Annotated in this window: 6 protein-coding genes and 4 pseudogenes; 6 read left to right on the top strand and 4 right to left on the bottom strand. The window is 56.0% G+C overall.

What is annotated here, in order from left to right; genetic code table 11:
• On the top strand, nt 1-233 hold a 233-nt coding region (locus JNB88_RS32885), incomplete at its 5' end, for a phosphoketolase family protein (RefSeq protein ID WP_220359135.1).
• A 221-nt stretch (nt 234-454) separates the two neighbouring features.
• Nucleotides 455-808 (top strand): hypothetical protein, encoded by a 354-nt coding sequence (locus tag JNB88_RS32880; RefSeq protein WP_220359134.1) that lies wholly within the window; start codon nt 455-457, stop codon nt 806-808.
• A gap of 285 nt (nt 809-1,093) precedes the next feature.
• Here JNB88_RS32880 and JNB88_RS32875 read toward each other — a convergent pair.
• Nucleotides 1,094-2,720 (bottom strand): annotated as a pseudogene (locus tag JNB88_RS32875) (arylsulfatase).
• Nucleotides 2,721-3,076: 356 nt separating this feature from the next.
• Here JNB88_RS32875 and JNB88_RS32870 point away from each other — a divergent pair.
• Nucleotides 3,077-3,226, top strand: coding sequence for a hypothetical protein (locus JNB88_RS32870; protein WP_220359133.1), 150 nt, complete (start codon nt 3,077-3,079; stop codon nt 3,224-3,226).
• Between the two features lie 206 nt (nt 3,227-3,432).
• Here JNB88_RS32870 and JNB88_RS32865 read toward each other — a convergent pair whose 3' ends face one another.
• Nucleotides 3,433-3,714: a GlsB/YeaQ/YmgE family stress response membrane protein gene (locus JNB88_RS32865; protein ID WP_220359132.1), complete on the bottom strand. Its 282-nt coding sequence runs from the start codon at nt 3,712-3,714 to the stop codon at nt 3,433-3,435.
• A 785-nt stretch (nt 3,715-4,499) separates the two neighbouring features.
• On the opposite strand from JNB88_RS32865, the gene JNB88_RS32860 reads away from it, so the two are divergent.
• From JNB88_RS32860 to JNB88_RS32855, 3 genes and pseudogenes are all read left to right on the top strand, one after another.
• On the top strand, nt 4,500-5,483 hold the full coding sequence (locus tag JNB88_RS32860) for a hypothetical protein (RefSeq protein ID WP_223217437.1): 984 nt from the start codon (nt 4,500-4,502) through the stop codon (nt 5,481-5,483).
• 66 nt (nt 5,484-5,549) lie between these two features.
• A pseudogene (locus JNB88_RS34080) lies at nt 5,550-5,928 on the top strand (IS30 family transposase); the annotation flags it as partial.
• 85 nt (nt 5,929-6,013) lie between these two features.
• Nucleotides 6,014-6,367 (top strand): AraC family ligand binding domain-containing protein, encoded by a 354-nt coding sequence (locus tag JNB88_RS32855; RefSeq protein ID WP_220359131.1) that lies wholly within the window; start codon nt 6,014-6,016, stop codon nt 6,365-6,367.
• A 300-nt stretch (nt 6,368-6,667) separates the two neighbouring features.
• Here JNB88_RS32855 and JNB88_RS34755 read toward each other — a convergent pair.
• Together JNB88_RS34755 and JNB88_RS32845 are read right to left on the bottom strand one after the other, a co-directional pair.
• Nucleotides 6,668-7,530, bottom strand: a pseudogene (locus JNB88_RS34755) (alpha/beta hydrolase).
• Nucleotides 7,531-7,611: 81 nt separating this feature from the next.
• Nucleotides 7,612-7,875: pseudogene (locus tag JNB88_RS32845) on the bottom strand (transposase); the annotation flags it as partial.
• Between the last annotated feature and the right edge of the window lie 1,156 nt (nt 7,876-9,031).

The raw sequence follows: 9,031 nt of genomic DNA, 5'->3' as shown, positions 1-9,031 counted from the left end.
TCCTGAACGAAATGGACCGCTTCCACCTTGTCGAGGATGTCATCGATCGCCTGCCGCAGCTCGGCGCTCGGGCGGCCTATTTCAAGCAGGCGATCCACGAGAAGCTGATCGAACACAGGCAGTACATTGAAAAGTATGGCGACGACATGCCCGAAATCAGCGGTTGGCGATGGGGCGTCAAGAGCACGGTCCGAGTGAGAGGGACTACCTCCACTGAAGGTGACAACGCATAGATGGCATGATTGAGGGCGAGCGCGCAGTTTGCTTCAGGAGGAACGAATTGAAGGGAAGCTTCCATCGCTCGCTGGCGTCCAATTCAGACATAGGCTGACTCGTTTTCCATTCTTGCGAAGCGAGCAACCTTAGGCGAGGGGGACGATTGACTACGCGCAGTGCCTGCAGGCTCGATATCGGTTAGGTTGACAAGTGAATCATCCCACTGGAGGAAACGAAGATGATGAAGCTGACCGTGGTGTTTGGAGCTTTGATCTCGACGCTTGTCCCTGCACTGCAGGTGGACGCGCAGCAGACACGACGCGAGTACCGGAGGATGAACTGGAGTGAAAGCCTCCCTGAATATGTGCGGACCTACCACGGCAGTAGACTCTCCGTCGTGAGCTATCGGACAGCGCATGAGACGGGCTCGCATCCATCACCCGGCGACGAGCGGCACGTAAAGGCAATTCGAGCAGCGGCACGTCAAAACAAGTGGCTTGTCGCCCAGCTAAAAGCTAAAAAGCTGACGCCCGATGACATCGAGTGGGTCATGAGGGCGCGCAACGGCAATATGGTTTTCTACGTGGAGTAAAAGCTGGTCGCAAGGCTGTGTTAGGGGGCATGTGCCTGTACCTTATGTGTCAATTCGAACGATAGCGTCCCTGTGAGGTGCCTCGATGTGGCAGCCAAGTAAGCGCCGCTTGCGCTCGAGTTACAGCTCGCGGTGGCCAGGGCTCAGAGAAAGGGGCGCAACAAGAGCCGTCGCTGCAAGATATAGCTTCGCTGTCTGAACCAATTCGATCTCCGCTACGACTTTGCACCTCCAAGCCCGAACGCAAGAAGGTTTCCCTGCGTTCGGCGCGCTTTCTTCGATGCTCTATTTCTCGAGGCCGCGCTGTTTGAATGACTCGTCGATGGCCTGGTCGACCTGGGCGCGGACTCCCTCGATGTTGAAGCTCGCGCCGCGCTGGCTTGGCGGATACTGCACGAAAGTCTGGAGAAATTCGGCGGCAGCCAATTGCCCCTTCACCAGCAGGAAGTCGTTTCGAACCAACCAGTCGTTATACTGGTCCGAAACGATGTCGGCCCGTTCGTATGGATCCATGCGCAGATTGTACAGCTTAGGAACGCGCCAGGTGACGAGCGGCGTCTGCCAGACCGCAAAGCCCCCAGGGGCCGGCTGTTCGTGAAAAACGACTTTCCACTCGTCGAAGCGGACCGCGACGAGGTTGGCGTCGTCATCGAAATAGAAGAAGTTCGTCCGGGCGCTCTTGTCGGACTTCCCGGTCAGAAAATCCAACTGGTTGTAACCATCGAGATGGTTCTTGAAGGTCGTCAGGCTTCCTTCCGGCTTCCAGCCTGCGAGGAGCCGGTCCTTGACCTCAGGATCTCCGGCTGCGGCAAGCAGTGTTGGAAACCAGTCGAGACCGGACATCATTTGGTTTGTAACCTGGTCAGGTTTGATATGGCCCGGCCAGCGAACCATTGCGGGCACGCGGAACGCGCCTTCCCAGTTGGTGTCCTTTTCGGATCGGAAAGGCGTTGTCGCAGCGTCCGGCCAGGACCACTGATTGGGCCCGTTGTCGGTCGTGTAGACGACGATGGTGTTGTCGTCGATGCCGAGGTCATCGAGGGCCTTTAGGAGCTTTCCCACGTCGCCGTCGTGCTCGACCATTCCGTCGGCATACTCGTTGTAGTTCATGCCGCTCTGTCCGCGCATGGATTCCCGCACATGCGTGAAGGCGTGCATGCGCGTCGTGTTCATCCAGGTGAAGAACGGTTTGCCCTGCTGCACCTGGCGCTTGATGAAGTCGATCGCGGCAGCGGTGGTCTCGTCGTCGATGGTCTCCATGCGCTTCTTGTTGAGAGCGCCGGTATCCTCGATCTTGCCATCCGCCGAAGCTTTGACGACGCCCCTTGGATTATATGCCTTGAGGAATGCCGGATCGTCCTTTGGCCACGTCGGCTGTTCGGGCTCCTCCTCGGCGTTCAGGTGATAGAGGTTTCCAAAGAACTCGTCGAAGCCATGGTTGGTGGGAAGATACTCGTCCTTGTCGCCAAGATGGTTCTTGCCGAACTGCCCCGTGGCATAGCCGAGCGTTCAGCGCCTGTGCGATCGTCATATCGCTCGCTTGGAGACCTACCGGTGCGCCGGGAGCGCCGACCTTGCAGAGCCCGGTTCGAAGGCAGGCCTGACCTGTGATGAACGTCGAGCGGCCGGCGGTGCAGGAGTTCTCAGCGTAGTAGTCGGTGAACCTTATGCCTTCCTTGGCGATGCGATCGATGTTCGGCGTTCGGTATCCCATCAGCCCGTCGCTGTAGGCGCTGATGTTGGTCTGGCCAATGTCGTCGCCAAAGATCACCAGGATATTGGGCTTGGCGGTCTGCGGGGGAGTCTGTGTTGCCTGCTGGGCCTTCGCGGGGGGCGCGAATACCGACGCGGAAAGTGTCATGGCGAGGGCCGCACTGACGCTTAGAAGCTTGCCGGGGACTGTCCTGCTCATTCCTTCCTCCTAAATTAGAATTCCATCTGTCTGACATTCACTTTTCCTCGGAGGGCCACACGCGTCGATTCAATTGGCTGATGCCATATGGCGTGCGAAAGACATTAGGTCGCCAACGTGCGGAGATGAAGATGGGGCACAATCTAGAAGTTTGCTCATGCCATAGATGCATTCGCCGTCGGAACCGAGATGCGGTGCGCCGGTAGATGATGGGTAATTGGCGATTTTGGGCGCATTGCGCTGGCATTGTCGCGCTGACGGCATTTTTCGGAAACTGATGGAGGGAACCAGTGATAAACCGGATTAATAATAGGGAGCGGGCCGAACTTCTCCAAAGGATGTTGCAGAGTGACATCATGCTTGAACTCCTCGACCTTCTCGTCCTAGAGGTCGAGGAGATGGAGAAGCCGCGGCCAACCATGCGCAACCGGCTCTTGAAACTGCGCGCAGCGCTGGCCGAGATCAGCAATACCGGCGCGTATCTCGTTGCCGGGGCAGCACTATGAATCGAGATCGTTCTTAGACCGGCAATAAGGTGGCGAAACGCCGCCCTGCGAGAAGACGAGATGATCCGCCCACAAGTGTTTATAGGGCAGGTGGTGCCGAGAGCATTTTCAGCACAGGAGCGATCCACTTGCTCAAGTGATAGCGCCGGAGGTTGTCCTAGTCCCCGAACAAAGGGCGGGGCGGTTCCTTGGAAACCCTTGCAGTGTCACCACTCATCCGGCGGTTGGGGAAGACGCGTGCGGACAATATAAATTCGAACAGGAATGAGAAGCAGGCAGGCGCCGAAAAAACCGAGGAGCAAGAAGGTCACCCAACCGCCCCAATGATAGCCCGCTTTCTCGGCCAGCGCGTTGAGAATGAACGCTCCGGACATTCCGATTGCAGCCCATCCGAAGGGCAAATGCGTATACATAAAATTGTCCGCCATCCAGCCAGCAAGGAAGCCGACGAAAATCGCGGTAAGCCAGCCAATTTCCCCCTCAGTCATTGGCCATCTCCAGCCTCACTTGGACCAACGATCATGACTGCTACCTAATAGATCGGAATAGCGCTGACGAAAAGGGCACCAGACAAACGAAAGGCTCCAGAGGGTTTTCAAGTCTTTGGAGCCTTTACGTTGTGTCGCTACTGAATCCTGGCTTTTGCTTTGGTCGGTTTTCACTGACTTAGCTTGAGCTTGAACGTTCGAGATACCTTGAATAACACTGCTCTTCAAGGAGCCGCTAATCAAGCCAGCAAGGCTGACCCATTGGCGTTTTTTGCCCATCTAGGTTGGCAGTAATATTCGTCAACGTGCGACTATTCTTCGAGGTCGCGGACGATATCTGCTTCCAATTCGGCGCAGACTGTCTCATATTCCGTGATCAGCGAAGCATCGCTCCCGTCATACCGAAATCTCTCAAGTGCAACGCAGGCCATGTCGTAGGCTTCGAAAAGTTCGCGGATGTCAGGAGAAGAAGTCGAGCTCGCAAAGGCCTGTAAGCGTAGGCGATAAGAAGGTAGCTTCAGCATCAACCGACGCAATCCCGATCGCGCGGACCCCCGATAGTTGTTCGTCGTCCCATTTGTTCCGGCCATTGGCTCGCCCTCACGGCACATCGTAGCAATCGCGAGAGATTTGGGAAGTATGTTACGGTATGTTCTGCGTTCGTTGCTGTTCTAGCCTCTGAATATTAGCGCGGCCTTTTATGGGTCCATTTAAAAAACCAATTGCGGTGGCCCTATCGACCTAATATCTCTTGAACCGTGAGTTAACTTCCTCGGAGTTTTCCGATGAAAGGTTTGGCTGCAACAAATGACCCCACTGTCGCACCTCCTGAAGAGGTGCGAGACCAACTTGAACGAATCCTCGCGAGCCCTGACTTCATTCTTCCCGACCGGACGCGCGGCTTTTTGCGATTCATCGTGGAGGAGACGCTCGACGGTCGAGCCAAGTATCTGAAAGCCGTTACGATCGCTCAATGTATTTTTAAGCGGAACGCCTCTTTCGATGCACAGAACGATCCTTGTGTACGCATCGCTGCAAGCCATCTGCGGCGCGCATTGGAGCGATACTACCTAACGGGTGGGGAAGCCGACCCTATCCTCATTTCTGTGCCGGGCGGGGGCTATGTCCCAAGGTTCGAAAGAAGGCTGGTGGAGTCAAGCAGGCACACTCAAACAGGCAGCCAAACGTCTTCAAATGCCGTCGCAGATACGTCGGAGGAGAGAGCAACGATACCGGCAAAGCGAGAAACTCGCTTGCTCAGCCGGATTATGCTCGGTGCGTTGGCAATCCTGATTGCCGCTGTGATACTTGCCGCTATCGTCGAGCACAACTACTTTGCGCGGGCGACCCCGCCAAGCGGAGATCGAGTCACCATTATCGTCGTCAAACCCTTTGAAAAAATCGGCGATGCGACAATCGCCAGAGATGTATTGAGCGGCATTACAGATGAGATTGTTGTCGGCCTCACCAAATTCAAGGAAATACAAGTGGCAACCGGGGAGATGCCTTACTCTCAGGACAAAGCCCTCCCGACATTCATGCTCGAAGGAAGCGTCCGATTGCGGGACTACGACCTCCGAACGACCGCTCGATTGATCAGGAAACAGGACGGGGCGGTGGTTTGGGCGAGCGATTATACAGTAGGTATGGCGGGAAAGAGCATGCTGAACGTCGAAGCAGCGATCGGACGTTCGATTTCAGCCGCCGTCGCGGCTCCGTTCGCCGCCAGGGTGGGTGTCCCGGTACGCCAGGTACCCCGCAGTTTATGAGCGGCCCGCTGCCTCCTGCCAACGTGAGGCAACACCGCCGACCTACTCCACGTTGCGGGACATCATCTGAATGAACGACGCAAGATCCCTCGCTAATAACGGGCCTGAGCGTTTTGAGAGTATTGCCGAGAAGCTCTGGCGGCATCGTCCGACGATCTTTCAGGAGATCTAACGCAACACGTTTATCGATAACGATGTTCCGGATCTCAATGGCTACTACTGCGTCACATCACACGATACCGCTTGTGACCGGCGTGCGAAACTGAGGAAGCTGGCGCGCTTCTCTGACGTCAGGGAATCTGTCATCGACCGGACCTTACACGGCTGGTCGCCACAGCAGATTGCAGGCCGCACGCGCCTGGAACGCTATCCGATCTCCGTTCAGCCACGAGACAATCTACAAGTTCGCATATACCCCGGCGGTCACGCCATCAAGCGGTGGCGGCTCGTCGAAAACTTGGATTTGTCCGGTCGGCCTTGGCGGTCCTGACTTTCGCGTTACCTCCTTCGCTCACCATAGGGAGAAGACAATGAAGGTGCAGAAATTCAGCGTGGCCGACGCCAACCTCGTTCGGTCTCCCGGACAGGATGGCGATATCTTTGTCGGAAATCTGGTCGACGAGAAAAACGGCGGGCCGATTACCATCGGCTATGGCCGCTACGCCGCGAACCAAAGTCTCACGGAGACGATGGCCGTAGACGACGTGATGATCATCATCGAAGGCAGGGTTTCGGTGTCGACGAGCGCGGGAACCTTGACTGCGGGACCGGGCGAGATTGTCTACATGCCCAAGGGCGAGGCCGTGACGATCACTACGGAGGGCGAGGGGGCTCTAACGATCTACGTGACGTATCCGCATTGGGCAGAGGCCCACGACGGCTGACTGCCTGACAAAGGAGGACGAGGAGGATGGTCCCTTCGTTCTCTGATGGCAGTTGGGTCAACGATCTGCTGACGCTGGTCGGCCGAAGAGATCGATCGGCGTGAGCCACATCGAGTATGCGAGAGAAATTCCTGTCAACCAGATAACCAATTAGCATGGGATAGCGAAGAACGGCTCCAAGGAAGCTCAGCGCGGGCTTTGGCGTCTCATGCTCTAGCTGCCTGCGGTACGTGGTCGGCTCCAGATTACCGCAGCGAGAACGACCTCTAATTGTATCAAGACGAAGATCCCAATGTTGCCTCAGATGCAGGGCGCAGTACCACTATGCGTCTTTGCGCTTGCTTCAGGGTGTCTGGCACTAATGACGCTCATCAGAAGATCTCCCGCCTCGGTTCCCGGCGCTCCCAGGTCGCGGACGGAGTTCATAGATTGCGACCAGCTATGATCCTGGATGATACCGAGAGACCTTGGGGTGTGAGGTGCTTATCGAAAGCATTCGCTTGCTCATGAAAAGGAAGTGTTTCATTTTCACCGACAGCCAGAACAACGTCACAATCCCCATCATGGCGCTGGGAAAGGGGCGTGAAGCGGGATACCTCGGCCGCCGTCAGTGCTATCTCCCTTTGCAAAAAGGACTGCCGCAGCGGCGCAAGATCATAAAGGCCGCCGAGCAAAAGAGCACCCTGAACAGAAGAAGCTTTTTCCCTTTCTTCGAATGAATGTCGCGAGATGTGCGCCGGCGGAGTGCCCGCTGACAGAAAGACCTGACAGGGTTGCCTCCATAATCTGCGATACATTCGATCACCCATCGCTTAGCGCACGACCTGATCGACAATCACTTCATCCGCTGTCCCGCCATGAGCGAATAGTCGACGATCACGGCGATAGCGCCGGCCAAAGTGACGGTGTTGGCGATGCAAGAGTAGTCTCGCTTCGAGAACATTCGCCAATAGCCGCCGTGGATAAACAGGTGGACAGGAAGGTTCTCACGAGGCCGCCTTCGGAAAGAAGATGTCCACCGTTTCATCAGGTCCATCGCCATATGCGACGTCCGCAATCATAGGAAAGGTTTCGCGCGACCTCGCACTGGCCGCGACGATTTCATCGACAATCGCGTCGAAATCCGCAACATGACCACGGATCCGGAATGGGTCGGTTTCCACGAATGCTGCCGAACGCGGTCGATCCGCTGTCTGTGGCTCCATGCAGTTGAAAGACGTTTTTCCCATCAGCAAATAGGGCGGTCATGCGGCTTGGCTCATAGCGAGTTTTTTGTGCTCTCGTAGATCGTCCATGTTGATGAAGCGATTGACCTCCATCCATTCTTCGTGGGTTTCAACGGCGAGGGCTCTGACGAGGCGCGAGCAGCTCTCTGCATTTGAAAAGATGCGCACGACATAGGTCCTGCGGCGGATTTCCTCGTTAAGGCGTTCAAGCATGTTGGTCGATTTCAAGTGCTTGTGATGCTGGCGTGGCAATTGGAAGAAGGTCAGCGCCTGTGCGATTGTGAGACCATCCACCTCCTGCGATAGGAAAAAAGCACCCAAAATCTGAGCCGCCTTCGGGCGGCTTTGCGATCGGGCGGCGGCGGGACTCCATGAATCGGACGGTACCGCGTGTCGCTGTCATATTATTACGCCTACCGCCAAGCCTCTCACCAATGGTTGTAGACCCACCACAGACAATACCCGGCAAGCACCAAGACAAAAATGGTATATACGAAACGTTTTGTCATCTCCGCTCCCCTTAGACGGGAACGTTGAAGCTATACTGCAACCGCCTCGAAGTGAATACGTCTGCTGCTTGCGGCTTAGCTACTCGCCGTCTCGAACCCGTTGAATGTATCGCTTTCGGTCCTCTTCCGTTGCGCCGATTGATAGATCCTGCCCCAGCTCAATACGCTGGGCTACAGGTTGCCAGGGCCTTCCCGGGTTTTCCTTTGTCCATAGCTGCTTCGCACGTCGTTCGATTTCAGGGTCTTCCAAGCTGGTCTCCTCCGTTTCAACGAAGGTAGCACGGGTTAGCTTTAGGCACGAGCTGACGTTGATGTAGCTCTACGCTCCTACTTCGAGGACCTAAAAATTACCACGAGATTCGTGTCCGGCGGTACCGGACCAACAAAGGAGAAGACACCATGAGCGTACAGGCAATCTTCTACGCGAAGCAAATCAACCATCGCGCCACCAATTCCCGACCGACGTCAACGTAGAAGTGAAGATGAGCGCTGCTTTCGGCGACGTCGCCCGAGGGGGATGAAGACTGGTCGAAGTAAACGCCTCAGGGCGAAACTCGCCATGACCATCACCAACCCACCGCGATCGATCGGGTGCGGTCTATCGCTTGACCTTCGAAAAAGTAAGCCAGTAGTTCTGGAGAGGACCGTCATATCGAACACATACAGGGCGCTCCTCATCCTCGCGGTCATCGCGGGTGCAGCCTTTGCCGGATCATCGTCTGCGCCCACTACCATGCGCCTGGTAGAGATCTGTGGCGAGCTCTGTGATGTTCATGAGGTGAACTGCTTCGCAGCAGCGCCTACTAGGTCGCGTCCCCATAAAAGGGTTTCGCTTTAGTCACGATGATGATTCAATGTCCTTGGAAGGAGATTGATATGCGCCGTCATGAACTTAGCGATGAAGAGTGGGCGATCATCGCACCACTTTT

The sequence above is a fragment of the Rhizobium cauense genome, assembly GCF_019511525.1.
GTDB classification, from domain to species: domain Bacteria; phylum Pseudomonadota; class Alphaproteobacteria; order Rhizobiales; family Rhizobiaceae; genus Rhizobium; species Rhizobium cauense.
This window is presented reverse-complemented; position numbering and strand designations above follow the sequence as displayed.